The sequence below is a fragment of the Synergistaceae bacterium genome, assembly GCA_017444345.1.
GTDB lineage: Bacteria > Synergistota > Synergistia > Synergistales > Aminobacteriaceae > JAFUXM01.
This window is the reverse complement of record JAFSWW010000008.1, coordinates 1-15,225: the sequence shown is the minus strand read 5'-3', so window position 1 is coordinate 15,225 and position 15,225 is coordinate 1. Positions and strand designations below refer to the sequence as shown.

The following is a 15,225-nucleotide window of genomic DNA, read 5'->3' as shown; positions in this document are numbered from 1 at the left end:
ATTACAAGAAAGGCAGATATAATGACAAATAGAACGCGATTAATTTATTCAAAGAGGGGCGGAGCTTGTTTTGTGCCTCATATAGCACTGGCTCAAATTTTTTCAAGAAGTGCCTTGCGTGCAGGGCTTGAACTCGTTATGACTCAAGGATTTTCACCCCGCGCAAAAATTTCATTCGCTCCCGAACTTCCCGCCGGAGTAATTGCCCTTAATGAACCCGTTGATATGTTTTTCACGGAAAATTACGCAAATTTAGTTGACTTGTTAAATAATTCACTGCCTGAAGGTTTCAATATTTCGCGAGCCTATAACGTGCCCGATGAGTCGCCTTCACTCGGTAAAATGTGCAAAGCAGCTCACTATTTAGTCAGGTTAAGAAATAATAATAATATAGAAAGTTTTACACGCAAATTTTATCAGGAAAATATTATAGAGATTGCATATAAAGCTGACTGGCTGAATTTAATTATTAGTGAACCCGCGCAAAATCCCATCGGAGGACTCGTTAAAAATTTAGTTCACGAGAATATAATAACGGGCTGGCAGGATATTAATATAGTCCGTGAGGCAATAGGCTTATACGAAAATGGGAGAGTGAGGCTTTATGCTTGATATTATAAGAACCGCAATTATTGAACATGAAAATATTTTTATAAAAGTAGGAGGCGTGAGGCTTTATGCTTGAGACACTAGAGAACGGGCGAATACGAGCCGCAATTATTAATCACGAAAATATTTATATAAAAGTAGGAGTTATGAGGCTTTATGTCTGATATAAAATTAATCGCTGATACACTAGAGAACGAGCAGACAAGAGTCGCCCTTATTGAAGACGGCAAATTGACGGAAATTTTTATAGAATACAATTTTGACGAGGAAGATAATAAATTCATGTCATCGCGTGCAAATAGTTCGAGATTAGCGCGTCAGGGAGATATTTTTATTGCTAGGATCGATACAATTTTGCCGGCCATTAATGCAGCATTTGCAAGTCTCGTAAAGCCCTCAAAATCTCACAATGAGCCGAGAAATGCGTTTTTATACTTGAATGAAGCTCCGGAAATAAAATCAGGTGATTATTTAATAGTTCAGGTTATAAAGAATGCCCGCAAAAATAAAGCTCCCCGAATAAGTGCCAGAGTCTCAATTCCCGGTCGGTGGCTCGTTTTAGTACCTGATTCAGAAGAGACCGGAGTCAGCCGCAGAATATTTGATAACTCAGAAAGAAAGCGACTCAAGAAAATAGCGGACTCGTTAAAATCGCAAATTCCCGGTTACGGCGTTATAATCAGGACAGCAGCAGAAGGAATTGACGAGAAATTTTTACAGGAAGATTTGAACTCGCTTATAAAACTTTGGCAGGAAATCAAGCACAAAGCAAAAACTAATCCCGCACCTTGTTTATTATATCGCGACACTGGAGCATTAGGCCGGGTCTTGCGCGATGAGATTTCAGGAAATATTGACGAGATTATTATTAACAATCCTGAAGAGTTCGAGAGCGTCAAAAATTTTATAGAACGGTTTTATCCTGAGAGTCCAAATCTGCAATTATACACGGGAATAACGCCCATATTTGAATATTTCGAGATTGAGAGCGAAATAGATAAGGCTTTAGAGCGTAAAGTCTGGCTTAAAAGCGGCGCATATTTAATAATTGATCAGACTGAAGCACTCACAGTAATAGATGTTAATTCGGGGAAGTTCACGGACTCGCCCGACATGAGACACACAGTTTTGAGCGTGAATCTTGAGGCCGCTTCAGAAATTGCCCGGCAAATGCGTTTGCGTTCACTGGGGGGGATTGTCGTAGTAGATTTTATTGACATGGATTTTGACGAGGACCGCGAGAAATTATTAAAACATTTTGACTCGTGTATTATGCATGATAGACTCAAGGCTAGAATATTCAGCTTAACTAAACTGGGACTCGTTGAATTAACGCGAAAACGTGAACGGCCTGATTTAAAAAGTGTTATGACTCGCAGCTGCCCACTTTGCGGCGATAACGGTTTTGTCGAACGTGAAGAGAGTCTAGCAATCAAGATTAAGCGATTCATCAGGAAAATAACGAGCGCAAATAACTCGCAGGCATTCTTAATACAGACAAGCACACACATGGCGAATTACCTAAAAAATTATATTCCTGACTGGGAAGATGAATTTAACAGGAAAATTTTTATTGCCGGGATTCAAAATTTCGCATGGGACAAATATAGACTCGATTATCAGGGCGATTTAGAGACTACAGAGACCCGCGCGAAAATGGCCAAGTAACACGCGAGTCCCTGAATTAAATTATTTCTTGCGGCGTATGATTTCCGTTAAAATTGTCGTTGAAATTCCTTCAGTGTGAGGCAAAAATATTGTATCAACATGAACAAGTTTTAATTTTCGCTCCATCTCGTTATAAAGCTCGGAGTCCTTCCAGTCGTCGCCGTGAAAAATTGCGTTAAAATGTAATTTCTCCCATGCCTTGAATTTATCTAAATCGCTTTGTATTATAACTTTATCGACATATTTAATCGCTGAAACAATTTCGAGTCTGTCTTCAAGCGGCATAATCGGGACTTTGTGCTTATATGATTTAACTAGTTCGTCAGTGCTGACTCCGACGATTAATTTTTCGCAATGTTCCTTAGCGCGCCGCAAAATATTCAAGTGTCCGACGTGAAACATGTCAAATACTCCTGTTGTGTAGCCGAGCTTATAGAATTTCATTTTATGAGACTCCAGTCCGACTCGCTCAAGAAATCACTAACTGCGCCGGTTATTCCCAGAGATTTATATTTTTCGAGCTGGCTCAAATCATTAACGACTGCTGCGAAAACGTGAATATTTTTCGAGGTCAAAATTTTCACGCCTTCAGGGTCAGAGTCAATCACGAAATCAAATATATTTACGACTCTGATATTATTATTCAGGCAAAATTCAGCGAGTTTATACCAGTTATGCTGCCAGCCGTATTGACGTAACGCAAAATTTTTAAACGTGTAAATTTTTTTGACTCGATTCACGTCTTCAAAATTATATAAGCTCACGATAATACGTTCAAGAATTGACTCGGCGTTAAGATTCTTTGCTGTCTTAACAAGTAAATCAAAAATTTTCGCGGGATCCTGTTTTGAGTCAACGGCGATATATAAATCTTTGTGAGTCATCATAAAATTAATCATGCCGTCTAAATCTAAAGGGTGATATTTCCGGAAAATCAACGAGTCCATAAAATTTTTATGAGTCATAATATTAGGCTCTTGACCCTGTTCGAGATTTTCAGCCCAGCCGTGACGAACGACAATTTTATTATCGCTCGTGAATTCCAAATCAGCGTCTATTATACGATTACCGCGATTATAAGAATGCTCCCACGCCTCAAGAGATCCCGAATGCAAGCGGCCTTGAATTATTCCGCCGTTATGTGAAATAAAATGATATTTCGTAAAATATTCGCTGCCTTCAGATATGAAATTTTCTAAGCTCGAAATATCTGACTCCATTTTGTGAAGGCGTTTAATAGTGCGCTCGTGTGATAGATAATCCCTGAAATATTTAACATGTCTTGCAATGCCGTTAGATTTCCAGATTGAGCCAAGCAATAGCAATATAACAAGACAGAATAAAATTTTATATCGAGTTGTCATCTATAGAGTGTCCTTCTTTCGTGTAATAAGTATATGGGTGTTCGGTGTCGTAAAAAGCACCGTGTTTAGCTCGTATATAATATTTGCGCCAATTCCCGTAAAATTTATCTAAAATATTCTCCCACCCGGCCGGAGCAGGAAGATTGAACATCTCAAACGATAAATAAACGGTCTCGTCAAAATCTGAGCGATTCCAGACTCTGCGGGTAAAAAATTTAGGGTCAGGAAACATACAAAGTTTAGCAAGTCTTTTACTTTCAGGGTACGAACTAGAATCGATAATATTCATAATTTTATCGTGATAGGGCTTGAATGACATATTCATTATCTTATAAACATAATGCATAAATGCTTTTATAGGACGTTTCCACGCTATTGAACTGGGCTTATAAGAATTTTTATATTTATCTATCAATGACATATTACGCAATAATTTATTAAGACGCTTAACAATTTTTTGCAGCAATTTATCATTATCAGGTATATCATCAAGCGGGAAGACATCTATATAAATCCCAAAGTGCGAGTCAGGTTTATTAACATCATAAAAAAGTTTACTATTTGCATTCTCAAATATAGTCGTAGAGTCATTAAATAATTTTGAGAACGTCATAATGCGGCCTTCTCTTGATTGTGTAGGTGTATAGAAAAAATAAGGCTGCTTAAATTCATTCGGGGCGATCTCAAGCAATTTATTATAATCTTCACGCATCAGCAAAATATCAACGTCATCATCCCAGGGAATAAAACCTTTATGACGTACTGCACCTAACAAAGTCCCGCCGTCCATGTAAAATTTTATATTATGTTTCTCGCAGACCCGGGCAAATTCAGCAAGTAAATCAAGCTCAACAGCCCATACTTTTTTCATTTCGGGACTGACATAATAGCCGCATCTCTCTTCACCGCGGAAAAAATTTTCGGGAATATCTAATTTTATATTCATGAATTAACACACTCCTTTATGAATACACACAAAAAAAGTGATAGCCTCACAGCCTTTTATGACTGCAAAACTATCACTATTATTATTAATTAAAAATTTGCGTAAATTACCTAGGGGGGGGGGGGGGTACTAAGTTTTTATACTGACAAGACATAATTAACAAATCCCGCATAAATAATTTAAACAAGTTCTGACTCCGAATGAGCTTGCACCCTTTGAATAAATGCCCCGTTCTTTGTCGTTAAAGTCAACGCCCGCTATATCCATATGAGCCCATGCAATATTATTATTTATGAACTCTTTCAGGAATAACGCCGCAAAAATCGCTCCGCCGTATCTCTCACCGCAATTAACTAAATCAGCAAACGGAGATTTTAACGATTCAGCAATAATTTCATCTTCTAAGGGCATTCTCCAGTAAGGTTCGCCGCTCATATTTGAGGCACTAAGCAATTTATCAGCAAGTTCATCATTATTTGAGAACAAACCCGCACGGTTTTTGCCCAGAGCCACCGCACAAGCCCCCGTTAAAGTTGCCATATCGATAATTGCATCAGGTTTTAACTCGCTGGCCGCGCACAAAGCATCAGCAAGAACGAGTCTCCCTTCAGCGTCAGTATTATTTATCTCTATAGTCTTCCCGTTTCTTGCTCGAATAATATCATCGGGCTTGTAAGCACTTCCTGAGGGCATATTTTCAGCAGCTGATATAATTCCGTGAACTTCAACATTTAAATTTAATTCTGCAGCACCTTTTAATATTCCCAGAACGTTGCAGGCTCCTGTTTTATCGCCCTTCATTGTGAGCATAAATTGATCAGGTTTGATATTTAGTCCGCCGCTGTCAAATGTTATGCCTTTGCCGACAATTGCAATTTTTTTGACTGGATTCGCCGGTTTGTATGCTAAATGAATAAATCTCGGCGGATTCTTTGAGCCTGCTCCGACTGCGTATAATGCGCCCATTTTCTCGGATAATATTTTTTTCTCGTCCCAGATTTCGCACTCAAGATTTAATTTTCCTGCGAGTTTCTTTGCGTGTTCTGCTAAGATTTCAGGAGTTATAACACAGCCCGGCTCGTTTGCAAGTTCACGCGAATAAATTTGAGACTCGGCGAATTTGACTCCCCGTGAAATTTCCTTCTCGTCATAAATATCCGTGTAGATCTCATTAAGCGAGAAAGCCTCGTAGTCTTCACCTTTAGTCTTGTATTTATCGAACGAGTAAGCACACAATATAGCAGCCTCACCCAGTGCAACACAAAGCGAATCAAAATTTTTCAGGTTCTCAAGATGTACGAACACGCTTTTATTATGATTCCTGCCGATATTTCTGAGTCCTTTTGCGAGTGAATCCCGAATTAAATTCAATTTGCAGTCTTCACGCTTCCCGAGTCCGACTAAATATAAATTCCCCTGAATTAACGGAACGCGCAGGAGACTCCCTTTTTTGCCCGTGAAATCTTTTCGCGAGGTGAGAGTCTCAATTATTTCGCAAATTTCGTTATTTATGCCTGAAAATTTTTCGCCCTCAAATAAGAGTACTAACAAAGAGTCAAGCGAATCAATATTGTCAACGCGCTTAATTTGCATTAACTGCCCTCTTGACATAACCGGATTTTAAACACTTTGTGCAGACTCTTGCTTTAAAGTATGTGCCGTCGCCCGCGTCAACTTTTACATTTTGAAGATTAATAAGCCAGCGTCTTCTAGTGTGTCTATTTGAGTGACTCACAGCATTCCCTGATACTGGACCTCTTCCGCAGCATTCACAAAATTTAGCCATAATTAATAAATTCCTCCGTTATATATAAATATTGAAATTTTTACAAATAAGTATTATAACATTGACTCATTCTAAAAGTTTACGAGCGCGCAAATTTTTATCAAGCAAATTATAATGTTATAATTCATATAAATTTTACAGCTCAATTTACACAAAAAAATACAAGTTTTACAGATACATTTACAGCTACAGAAATATTAAATTTTTCCAGTAATCGCAATAACTCACAAAACAAAAAATTTTTATTATAATGCAAAAAATATAGTATAATAAATCATCAAAAAATTTTTCTATCATGAACATGTTAAAGAAAGGATTATTATTTTATGAAATTTTCTAGCTTTATCCCAGCTTCAATTAAACGCAGAATCAAAGCAACTAAACTTTATGATATTTACGTAATTTGCGCAAGGGGGGGGGGGGGGCGTATTGCTTACTATCAAGGCAGTTACTCTCAAAAAGGAGAAGATTGCATAATACTCAGTATATTTGATTGCCTTGACATTGAGAAGCCTTCATATATTGACATCGGAGCAAATCACCCTTATTCACTCAGCAATACAGCATTACTTTATGAAAGAGGTTCACGGGGAATTAATATCGAGCCTAACCCTATTTTATCCCGCGAAATTGAATACGTTCGCAAAGAAGATATTAACATCACGGCAGGAATTGGCGAAAATGATTCTATTATGCCATTCTATGTTATGAGTAATTACACGTTAAGCACATTTTCCAAACAAGAGGCCGAAGCTCGAGTAAATAAAGACTGCAAAATCAAAGAAATCATCAATGTTAGTGTTAAGACTCTAAAATCCATAATAAACGAATATTGCGGCGGAGTTTTTCCTGATTTTATGTCGCTTGATACGGAAGGCCTCGACGAGATAATTTTACGCAGCTTGAAAGATTGCCCCTCGCTTCCTAAAGTTATTTGCACTGAAACATGGGAATATGGCCTTAGAGAAAATCATATCCCTGAAATTTGTGCAATTCTTGAGCCTTTAGGTTATATGCTGCTGCTTGATAATAAATTGAACTCATTTTTTGTAATGCGCGATCTATGGGAGAAAGCAATTACAAACAGGAAGACCCGCAAATTATAACGCAAAATAAATCCCGGCCATTTTGATTCTTGACCGGGAGAAAATTTTATTATTCTAGTATTGCGCCCTTGTCTGCACTTGTTACGAGTTTGGCATAACGTGCAAGATACCCCGTTTTGATTTTAGGCTCATTAGGAGTCCAGTTTTCGCGGCGTTTTGCGAGTTCCTGATCAGAGACTTTCAAGTTAATACTATAATTATTTATGTCAATCTCGATAATATCACCGTCATGAACGAGCCCGATATTTCCGCCCGCAGCTGCCTCCGGTGAAATATGGCCTATACTTGCGCCCCGTGTAGCTCCTGAAAATCTGCCGTCTGTGATTAATGCGACGCTCTTATCGAGTCCCATTCCGCAAATTGCGCTCGTCGGGTTCAACATTTCGCGCATTCCCGGGCCTCCCTTTGGACCTTCATAGCGAATAACTACGACATCACCGGGCTTAATTACTTGGCCTGAATAGATTGCTTTTATTGCGTCATCTTCTGAGTCAAAGACTCGTGCCGGGCCTTCATGCTTCATCATTTCAGGAGCAACAGCAGCCCTCTTTACAACACAGCCGTCCGGGGCAAGATTCCCCTTTAATATAGCGATTCCCCCGTTTTGTGAATATGGATTATCAATCGGGCGAATTATATTCGTGTCTAAATTTTCAACGTCCGCAATATTTTCGCTTATAGTCTTCCCTGTTGCAGTTAATAGGCTCGTGTTGATTAAATTTTCCTTAGCAAGTTCCTTCATGACAGCATAGACTCCGCCTGCTCTGTCTAAATCTTCCATGAAAGTATCTCCGGCCGGTGCTAAGTGGCATAAATTCGGGGTGCGCTCGCTGATTTCGTTAGTATGACTCAAGTTTAGAGTTATTCCGGCTTCGTGTGCAATTGCGGGTAAATGCAGCATTGTATTTGTCGAACAGCCTAAAGCCATATCTACTGCTTCAGCGTTATTGAATGCCTCTTGAGTCATAATATCGCGCGGACAAATATTTTTCTCGACAAGCTCCATTATTTTCATGCCGGTTAATTTAGCGAGTCTTATTCTTGCTGAATAGGGGGCGGGTATTGTGCCGTTGCCTCGTAAAGACATGCCGATTGCTTCAGTTAGACAATTCATAGAATTAGCCGTGTACATTCCCGAACATGAACCGCAGGAAGGGCAGGCATTCTCTGTGTAGTCATTGACTCCGTCCTCGTCGAGTTTGCCGGCGTGATAAGCTCCTACAGCCTCGAACATATGACTCAAACAAGTACGCCGACCGTCTTTCAAGTGCCCTGCTATCATGGGACCACCCGCGCAAAAAATCGTAGGAATATTTACACGTGCAGCAGCCATTAACAAGCCCGGAACGTTTTTATCGCAGTTAGGAATCATGACAAGCCCGTCAAATTGATGTGCTATAGTCATTGCTTCAGTCGAGTCAGCTACTAAATCACGAGACACAAGAGAATATTTCATGCCTACATGTCCCATAGCGATTCCATCACACACAGCAATAGCCGGGAACATTATGGGAGTGCCTCCTGCTGCTCTGATTCCTGCTTTGACGGCCTCGGCGATTTTATCTAAATGCATATGACCGGGCACAATCTCGCTGAATGAATTTACTACTCCGATTATAGGGCGCGAGATTTCTTCTTTAGTGAGTCCCAGCGCATAAAGCAGACTTAAATTTGGAGTCCTCTCAATGCCTGATTTAATATTATCACTTCGATACGTCGTCAAGAGTTGATCCGTCCTTCCATAACATTTGCTCGCGTAATTCTTTGCCGATTACTTCCATAGGGTGTTTTGCTAACTGGTCGCGCTTTGAGTTAAAGAAAGTCCGGCCGTTCTTATTCTCAGCAATCCAACGTCCCGCAAAAGTTCCGTCTTGAATGTCAGCTAAAACTTTTCGCATGTTAGCTTTAACTTTATCATGAGGGAGAACGCGGGGGCCTGAAACATATTCGCCGAATTCCGCAGTGTCAGAGATTGAATAATTCATAGCAGCAACTCCGCCGCGATTCACTAAGTCAATAATTAATTTCATCTCGTGAATACATTCAAAATAAGCATTAACGGGATCATAACCGGCCTCACAAAGGACTTCAAAGCCGCACTGCATTAAATCAACGACTCCGCCGCATAATACAGTCTGTTCGCCGAATAAATCCGTCTCTGTTTCCTGCTGCATAGTCGTCTCAAGAACGCCCGCACGAGCTCCGCCGATTCCTGCAATGTAAGCAAGCGCAATATCTAAGCACTTCCCTGAAGCGTCCTGTTCAACTGCAACAAGACAGGGAACTCCCTTACCTGCTACGTATTGACTCCTGACAGTGTGGCCGGGGCCTTTTGGTGCTGCCATAAATACGTCTACTCCCTTAGGCGCGACAATCTGCTTATAACGAATATTAAACCCGTGAGCAAATGCTATAGTTTTTCCTTCAGTTAAGTACGGTGCTATTTCCGTGCGATACATGTCGGCCTGCTTCTCGTCATTGATGAGAATCATAATAATATCTGCTGCCTTAGTGCACTCGCTGACAGTCATAACAGTAAAACCGTCTTTCTCAGCAACCGGCCAAGACTTCCCGCCCTTGTAAAGCCCTACAATTACATCACAGCCTGAGTCTCTCAAATTCATAGCGTGTGCATGACCCTGTGAGCCGTAGCCTATAATCGCAATTTTCTTACCTGTTAATTTGCCTAAATCGCAGTCCTTCTCATAATAAACTCGTGCCATAAAAAAATTACTCCTTTATATAAATATCACGTAAAAAAGTTTAGAATATTGTAGCAGAAAAAAATATACTTTCACGCTATAATTTCAGGCATGTATAAAATTGACGAGATAATGAATTTATTTATTTGCGGAGATGCTGTAACTGAAATGCAGAAGATTCCGGATAAGAGCATTGATTTAATCATTACATCACCGCCCTATAACTTGAAGAACTCAACGGGCAACGGCATGAAAAACGGAAGCTGCGGGAAGTGGGCAAATGCTGCATTGATAAAAGGCTACTCGACTTATGACGACAATATGCCATATGATAAATATGTGAAGTGGCAGCGTGAATGTCTAAGTGAAATGATGAGACTAATCAATGACGACGGAGCAATATTTTATAATCATAAATGGCGGGTACAAAACGGGCTGCTTCAAGACAGGCGCGAAATAGTTGAGGGATTCCCAGTCAGGCAAATAATAATCTGGAGACGCAAGGGCGGAATAAATTTTAATCCCGGCTACTTTCTGCCGACTTATGAAGTAATATATCTCATAGCAAAACCAGCATTTAAACTCGTTCCGCACGCAAATTCATTCGGTGATGTATGGGAGTTCCCGCAGGAAATGAAGAATAAACACCCGGCCCCCTTCCCCGTTGCTTTGATTGAACGCATAATATCAAGCACAAATGCGAATATAATTTTAGATCCATTCATGGGAAGCGGTACTACAGCAGTTGCAGCTAAGAATCTTAACAGAAATTTTATCGGTATAGAGATTGCGCCCGAATATTGCGAGATGTCAAAGGAGAGATTATCATGTCAGTTACAAAGTACACAAAGAGAACTCTTATTGCCGCTTTAAAGGAAATAAGGAATCTCGGCTGGATAAAAAATTGTCGTAATACAAATAATGACGGTGCAATAGGAAATACGCTTGAAGATTTGTTAGGCATTACAGAAAATAACTTACCGCTCCCGAATGCTGCAGAGTGGGAATTAAAGACTCAAAGGAGAAATACTACAGCTTTGTTGACATTATTGAGCATTGCATATAGTTGACTATCTTTTATGTAATTACGGCTGGAGACATAAATAAGCCGGCATAAAATATCCTGACAGCGAGAAAAGTTTTAGACAGACTTTATGCTATATGCGGCCTACATTACGGGGATTCTTTGTTGATATAGACTCAGAAAATGAAAGAGTAATAATAAATTTTGACTCTGACAAAATAGGACAAGACGCAGCGGACTGGAAAAATGAGCTTATAAGAAATTGCAGGCTGAAATATGATAAAGATTATATGCCTTACTGGGGATTTTATGATTTATATCATAAGGCGGGGACAAAATTAGGAAATTGTTTTTACATAATAGCTGACGTTAAACAGGAAAACGGAGAATATTTTTACAGATATTTGGATATAATGCAATTATCAGGCTTTTCACTCGATAAATTTTTGCTGAACATAAGAGAACGAAATATTTTTATAGATTTTGATGCTCGCACAGGACACAATCACGGCACAAAGTTTAGAATTATTCAGAGTGCGATTCCTTCTTTATATGAAAATGTCATCCATATATGAGAAAAAAATAACCCCAGCTCTTACAAACTGGGGCAATATATTTATTTACCGTCTGATATTTCACAGAAGGATTCAAACGCTTTAATGATTTATTTCAAGAAATCTTCTCTCATGGGCGTAAATATATCTAACAGAGTCCCAGCTTCAAGACAAAGAGTCCCGTGCGGTAAATTCGGCTCAAATGCAAGCGAGTCCCCTGCGCTGACTTCTATTTCTTGGCCGTTGACGTCAAATTTAAATTTTCCTGAAATTATATACACATTTTGTGAATGCGGGTGAGTGTGAACTGTTCCGACACTTCCAGCTAAAAAATTTACTTCGACGATCATTAATTTTTCAGTATATGCCAGAATCCTGCGAGAGACTCCCCCGCCTAGATCCTGTAATTTTGTATCACTATGCTTCGTGCATAACATGGGCGCACCTCTCACAAAGTCCGTTCTCGTTCACATTGTCGGAATATTTCCAGCAGCGCGGGCATTTGCTCCCGGTTGTGAATCCTCCGGCAATCTCTAATCCCGTTTCAGAGTCATTAAATACTCTAGGCAGCGTTAAATCTTTGACCCATTCAAATTTTGAGACTATAGCAATATCCGCTAATTCTTCAGGAGTAAACGAGTCAGCTAATTTTTTGAGCGAGTCATTTTCCTTGACTTGTACGGCAGCTTCTAACGATGTCCCGATTGTCTTGTCGGCTCTCATGGTCTCAAGCATTCTACTAATTGCACTCTTGAATTTCACCGCGTCATCCCATAAATTATTAAGCTCGTCATTGAGTCGTGATTTATCCTGCTCAGGGAAGTCCGATAAAAATATGCTTTCAGGAAGAGTCGAGTCGATTCCTCTCATTTCCTGCCAAATTTCTTCAGCTGTGAAACTAATCAACGGTGCGAGCATTCGTGTTAAACATGATAAAATCTCCCACATTGCAGTCTGTGCGCTCCGTCTAGTAAGCGAGTCAACTTCTTCAACGTATAATCTATCTTTGCTGATGTCCAAATAAAACGCGCTCAACTCATTAACGCAGAAGGAATGAATTAACGAGACAGGCACATGGAACTCGTAATCTTCGAATGCTTCACGGACCCGCTTAATAATTCTGTGAAGTCTGTCAAGAATCCATTTATCCATTGATAATAAATTCTCGTATTTAAGCGAATTTTTTCCGGGCGTGAAATCGTGCAAATTTCCAAGTAAGAATCTTGCTGTGTTTCTGATTCGCCTGTAAGTCTCAGACAAAGATTTTAATATCGGCTTTGAGATTCTAACATCGTTTCTATAATCAGTAGACGCAACCCAGAGTCTCAAAATATCCGCGCCGAACTCGTCGCAAACTTCCTTAGGTGCTACAGTATTTCCGAGAGATTTTGACATTTTCCGGCCTTCTCCGTCAAGAGTAAACCCGTGAGTCAAGACTTCTTTATATGGAGCTTGACCCTTTATTGCCGTAGCTGTTAATAGTGAAGACTGGAACCAGCCTCTATGCTGATCACTGCCTTCTAAGTACATATCACACGGCCATTTGAGCCCGAATCTTTCATTTAAGACTGACATGTGAGAGACTCCGGAGTCAAACCAGACATCTAAAATGTTGCTGTCCTTCTCGACGTTATGAGAGCCGCATTTGTCGCACTTTGCAAGATCACCGAATAAATTTTGTAAACTCTCGCGCCACCATATAGAAGTCCCATCGGGTGAGTCTTTAACTTTTTCAGCGAGGATTCTAATTCTGTCAGCTGTAAGAGTAAAAGCTCCGCAGTCCTTACAATGCATAGCAGGAACGGGAACACCCCAGACTCTTTGGCGGGATATGCACCAGTCTGAGCGGGAACTTACCATGTTATAAATTCTGTCATGTCCCCATTCAGGAATCCATTTTACTTTATGATCAATTATGTTTAAGGCCTCATCTTTGAATTTAGAGACGTTAATAAACCATTGATCTGTAGCTCGAAATATAACGGGTTTCTTGCATCGCCAGCAATGAGGGTAACTATGCATGATTTTGCCGAGTCCCAGTAAACGGCCCTTAGCTTTGATTAACTCAATAGCTTTATTGCCGCCGTCTGATAAATTCATGCCTCCTACAATGGGTAATTCCTGCTCAAAATGTCCGGAATGATTCACGGAGCTGAATATTCTCAAGCCATAACGCACGCCAGTCTCATAGTCTTCAACACCATGACCGGGAGAAGTATGAACGCAGCCTGTTCCCGTCTCAAGTTCTACATAATCAGCTAAGACTACTAATAATTCATGCTCATAAAACGGGTGAAGAGGCTTTAAATTTTCAAGTTCAGAGCCTTTAACAAGTTTTATTGCATCACCGAGATTCAAGCCTGTTGCTTTACTGACTGAATCTTTTAGGCCGTCAGCAAGTATATAAATTTTGCCGTCAACTTCATAAAATCCATAATCATAACGCGGGTGAACAGCGACGGCAGCACTTGAAGGCAGAGTCCAGGGGGTAGTTGTCCAAATTACAATATAGACATCTTTATTTGCGAGTTCCGGGAATTTCTGCGAGATTTTAGGCATGGGATAAGCGACATAAACGGAGGGCGACTCCTCGTCCCAGTATTCAATTTCTCCGGCGGCCAGTGCTGTCTGGCAATCCGTGCACCAGTAGACAGGCTTTAATCCGCGATAAATTAAATCCTTGCTTACCATGTCAGCAAATGCGTGTAACTCTAAATGCTCAAATGCCGGATCAAGCGTTATATAAGGATGTTCCCATTCACCTAAGACTCCGAGTCTCTTGAACTCTTCGCGCTGAACGTCTAAATAGTGTAATGCTGTCTCTTTACATTTTTTGCGTAACTCAACGGGATCGATTCCAGTTCCTAATTTCGAGAGTCCGCCGTCCTTCAATGCGCGTAATTCAATCGGCAGTCCGTGAGTGTCCCAGCCCGGCACATATGGAGTATAACGCCCTGTCATAGTCTTTGCTTTGATGATAAAATCCTTCAGAACTTTATTAAACGCTGTCCCGATATGAATATCTCCATTTGCATAGGGGGGGCCGTCGTGAAGCTGAAAACTTTCATGTGAATTTTTTCGTGCGTTGAGTGCCTTGTGATAGATGTCGTGTGAGTGCCAGAATTCAAGAAATCCCGGCTCACGTTTTGATAAATTCGCCCGCATTGGAAAATTAGTAACGGGTAAATTTAGAGTATCTTTATAGTCTTTACTGTCCATTAAAAATTTTTGCCTCCTGATAAATTATTCTCAACAAATTTTATAGATATTATCACAATTTTTGCAGGGTAATAAACTTTTTTGAAAATATTTCGCTGTCTTGTTCACTCCAGCTGTTAATGAGTCGCTTGTTATATCGAGTAGTGCCCACCCGCCCGCCCCCCGACATTTCTCGCTCGTTCATAAAAAAATAAGCTCCCCCGCTGAATAACTCAACAAGAGAGCCGAATATTTATAATTATTTATT

General features: G+C 40.1%; 15 protein-coding genes. 6 read left to right on the top strand and 9 right to left on the bottom strand.

Annotated features, from left to right (window positions below; translation table 11 throughout):
- The first annotated feature begins 21 nt into the window (after positions 1-21).
- Both IJS99_00290 and IJS99_00285 read left to right on the top strand, forming a co-directional pair.
- The gene (locus IJS99_00290; GenBank protein ID MBQ7560258.1) at positions 22-612 is read left to right on the top strand and encodes a DUF2344 domain-containing protein; all 591 of its coding nucleotides are present in this window, start codon (positions 22-24) and stop codon (positions 610-612) included.
- 153 nt (positions 613-765) lie between these two features.
- The gene (locus IJS99_00285; GenBank protein MBQ7560257.1) at positions 766-2,277 is read left to right on the top strand and encodes an Rne/Rng family ribonuclease; all 1,512 of its coding nucleotides are present in this window, start codon (positions 766-768) and stop codon (positions 2,275-2,277) included.
- A gap of 21 nt (positions 2,278-2,298) precedes the next feature.
- Here IJS99_00285 and IJS99_00280 read toward each other — a convergent pair whose 3' ends face one another.
- From IJS99_00280 to IJS99_00260, 5 genes are all read right to left on the bottom strand, one after another.
- Complete coding sequence (locus IJS99_00280) at positions 2,299-2,721, bottom strand: adenylyltransferase/cytidyltransferase family protein (protein ID MBQ7560256.1); 423 nt, start codon at positions 2,719-2,721, stop codon at positions 2,299-2,301.
- Positions 2,718-3,641: a hypothetical protein gene (locus IJS99_00275; protein ID MBQ7560255.1), complete on the bottom strand. Its 924-nt coding sequence runs from the start codon at positions 3,639-3,641 to the stop codon at positions 2,718-2,720. The genes IJS99_00280 and IJS99_00275 overlap by 4 nt, the downstream gene beginning before the upstream one ends.
- A complete protein-coding gene (locus IJS99_00270; protein MBQ7560254.1) occupies positions 3,625-4,587 on the bottom strand; it encodes a LicD family protein in 963 nt (320 codons plus the stop codon). Before IJS99_00270 ends, IJS99_00275 begins: the two co-directional genes overlap by 17 nt.
- A gap of 156 nt (positions 4,588-4,743) precedes the next feature.
- Positions 4,744-6,198, bottom strand: a complete 1,455-nt coding sequence (locus IJS99_00265; GenBank protein MBQ7560253.1) for a leucyl aminopeptidase — start codon at positions 6,196-6,198, stop codon at positions 4,744-4,746.
- Positions 6,170-6,373, bottom strand: a complete 204-nt coding sequence (locus tag IJS99_00260; GenBank protein MBQ7560252.1) for a 50S ribosomal protein L28 — start codon at positions 6,371-6,373, stop codon at positions 6,170-6,172. Before IJS99_00260 ends, IJS99_00265 begins: the two co-directional genes overlap by 29 nt.
- A gap of 326 nt (positions 6,374-6,699) precedes the next feature.
- Here IJS99_00260 and IJS99_00255 point away from each other — a divergent pair, with 326 nt between their 5' ends.
- Positions 6,700-7,479: an FkbM family methyltransferase gene (locus tag IJS99_00255; protein MBQ7560251.1), complete on the top strand. Its 780-nt coding sequence runs from the start codon at positions 6,700-6,702 to the stop codon at positions 7,477-7,479.
- A 49-nt stretch (positions 7,480-7,528) separates the two neighbouring features.
- Here the strand turns inward: IJS99_00255 and ilvD are convergent, their stop codons facing one another.
- Together ilvD and ilvC are read right to left on the bottom strand one after the other, a co-directional pair.
- The gene (ilvD, locus tag IJS99_00250; GenBank protein MBQ7560250.1) at positions 7,529-9,202 is read right to left on the bottom strand and encodes a dihydroxy-acid dehydratase; all 1,674 of its coding nucleotides are present in this window, start codon (positions 9,200-9,202) and stop codon (positions 7,529-7,531) included.
- Complete coding sequence (gene ilvC / locus IJS99_00245; protein ID MBQ7560249.1) at positions 9,183-10,202, bottom strand: ketol-acid reductoisomerase; 1,020 nt, start codon at positions 10,200-10,202, stop codon at positions 9,183-9,185. The genes ilvD and ilvC overlap by 20 nt, the downstream gene beginning before the upstream one ends.
- 90 nt (positions 10,203-10,292) lie before the next feature.
- Here ilvC and IJS99_00240 point away from each other — a divergent pair, with 90 nt between their 5' ends.
- From IJS99_00240 to IJS99_00230, 3 genes are all read left to right on the top strand, one after another.
- The gene (locus tag IJS99_00240; GenBank protein ID MBQ7560248.1) at positions 10,293-11,054 is read left to right on the top strand and encodes a site-specific DNA-methyltransferase; all 762 of its coding nucleotides are present in this window, start codon (positions 10,293-10,295) and stop codon (positions 11,052-11,054) included.
- On the top strand, positions 11,009-11,251 hold the full coding sequence (locus IJS99_00235) for a hypothetical protein (GenBank protein ID MBQ7560247.1): 243 nt from the start codon (positions 11,009-11,011) through the stop codon (positions 11,249-11,251). Before IJS99_00240 ends, IJS99_00235 begins: the two co-directional genes overlap by 46 nt.
- 91 nt (positions 11,252-11,342) lie before the next feature.
- Positions 11,343-11,780 carry a hypothetical protein gene (locus IJS99_00230; GenBank protein ID MBQ7560246.1) on the top strand — a complete coding sequence of 146 codons (438 nt, stop codon included), beginning with the start codon at positions 11,343-11,345 and terminating at the stop codon, positions 11,778-11,780.
- Positions 11,781-11,869: 89 nt separating this feature from the next.
- Here IJS99_00230 and IJS99_00225 read toward each other — a convergent pair whose 3' ends face one another.
- Together IJS99_00225 and ileS are read right to left on the bottom strand one after the other, a co-directional pair.
- A complete protein-coding gene (locus IJS99_00225; GenBank protein MBQ7560245.1) occupies positions 11,870-12,196 on the bottom strand; it encodes a cupin domain-containing protein in 327 nt (108 codons plus the stop codon).
- Positions 12,177-14,978 carry an isoleucine--tRNA ligase gene (gene ileS, locus IJS99_00220; protein MBQ7560244.1) on the bottom strand — a complete coding sequence of 934 codons (2,802 nt, stop codon included), beginning with the start codon at positions 14,976-14,978 and terminating at the stop codon, positions 12,177-12,179. Before ileS ends, IJS99_00225 begins: the two co-directional genes overlap by 20 nt.
- Between the last annotated feature and the right edge of the window lie 247 nt (positions 14,979-15,225).

Coding starts and splice junctions, on each gene's coding strand:
- IJS99_00265 (MBQ7560253.1), bottom strand. CDS start 6,198: ATGTCAAGAGGGCAGTTAATGCAAATTAAGCGCGTTGACAATATTGAT.
- IJS99_00230 (MBQ7560246.1), top strand. CDS start 11,343: ATGCGGCCTACATTACGGGGATTCTTTGTTGATATAGACTCAGAAAAT.
- ilvC (MBQ7560249.1), bottom strand. CDS start 10,202: ATGGCACGAGTTTATTATGAGAAGGACTGCGATTTAGGCAAATTAACA.
- IJS99_00285 (MBQ7560257.1), top strand. CDS start 766: ATGTCTGATATAAAATTAATCGCTGATACACTAGAGAACGAGCAGACA.
- IJS99_00280 (MBQ7560256.1), bottom strand. CDS start 2,721: ATGAAATTCTATAAGCTCGGCTACACAACAGGAGTATTTGACATGTTT.
- IJS99_00290 (MBQ7560258.1), top strand. CDS start 22: ATGACAAATAGAACGCGATTAATTTATTCAAAGAGGGGCGGAGCTTGT.
- IJS99_00275 (MBQ7560255.1), bottom strand. CDS start 3,641: ATGACAACTCGATATAAAATTTTATTCTGTCTTGTTATATTGCTATTG.
- ileS (MBQ7560244.1), bottom strand. CDS start 14,978: ATGGACAGTAAAGACTATAAAGATACTCTAAATTTACCCGTTACTAAT.
- IJS99_00260 (MBQ7560252.1), bottom strand. CDS start 6,373: ATGGCTAAATTTTGTGAATGCTGCGGAAGAGGTCCAGTATCAGGGAAT.
- IJS99_00255 (MBQ7560251.1), top strand. CDS start 6,700: ATGAAATTTTCTAGCTTTATCCCAGCTTCAATTAAACGCAGAATCAAA.
- IJS99_00225 (MBQ7560245.1), bottom strand. CDS start 12,196: ATGTTATGCACGAAGCATAGTGATACAAAATTACAGGATCTAGGCGGG.
- IJS99_00240 (MBQ7560248.1), top strand. CDS start 10,293: ATGTATAAAATTGACGAGATAATGAATTTATTTATTTGCGGAGATGCT.
- IJS99_00270 (MBQ7560254.1), bottom strand. CDS start 4,587: ATGAATATAAAATTAGATATTCCCGAAAATTTTTTCCGCGGTGAAGAG.
- IJS99_00235 (MBQ7560247.1), top strand. CDS start 11,009: ATGTCAGTTACAAAGTACACAAAGAGAACTCTTATTGCCGCTTTAAAG.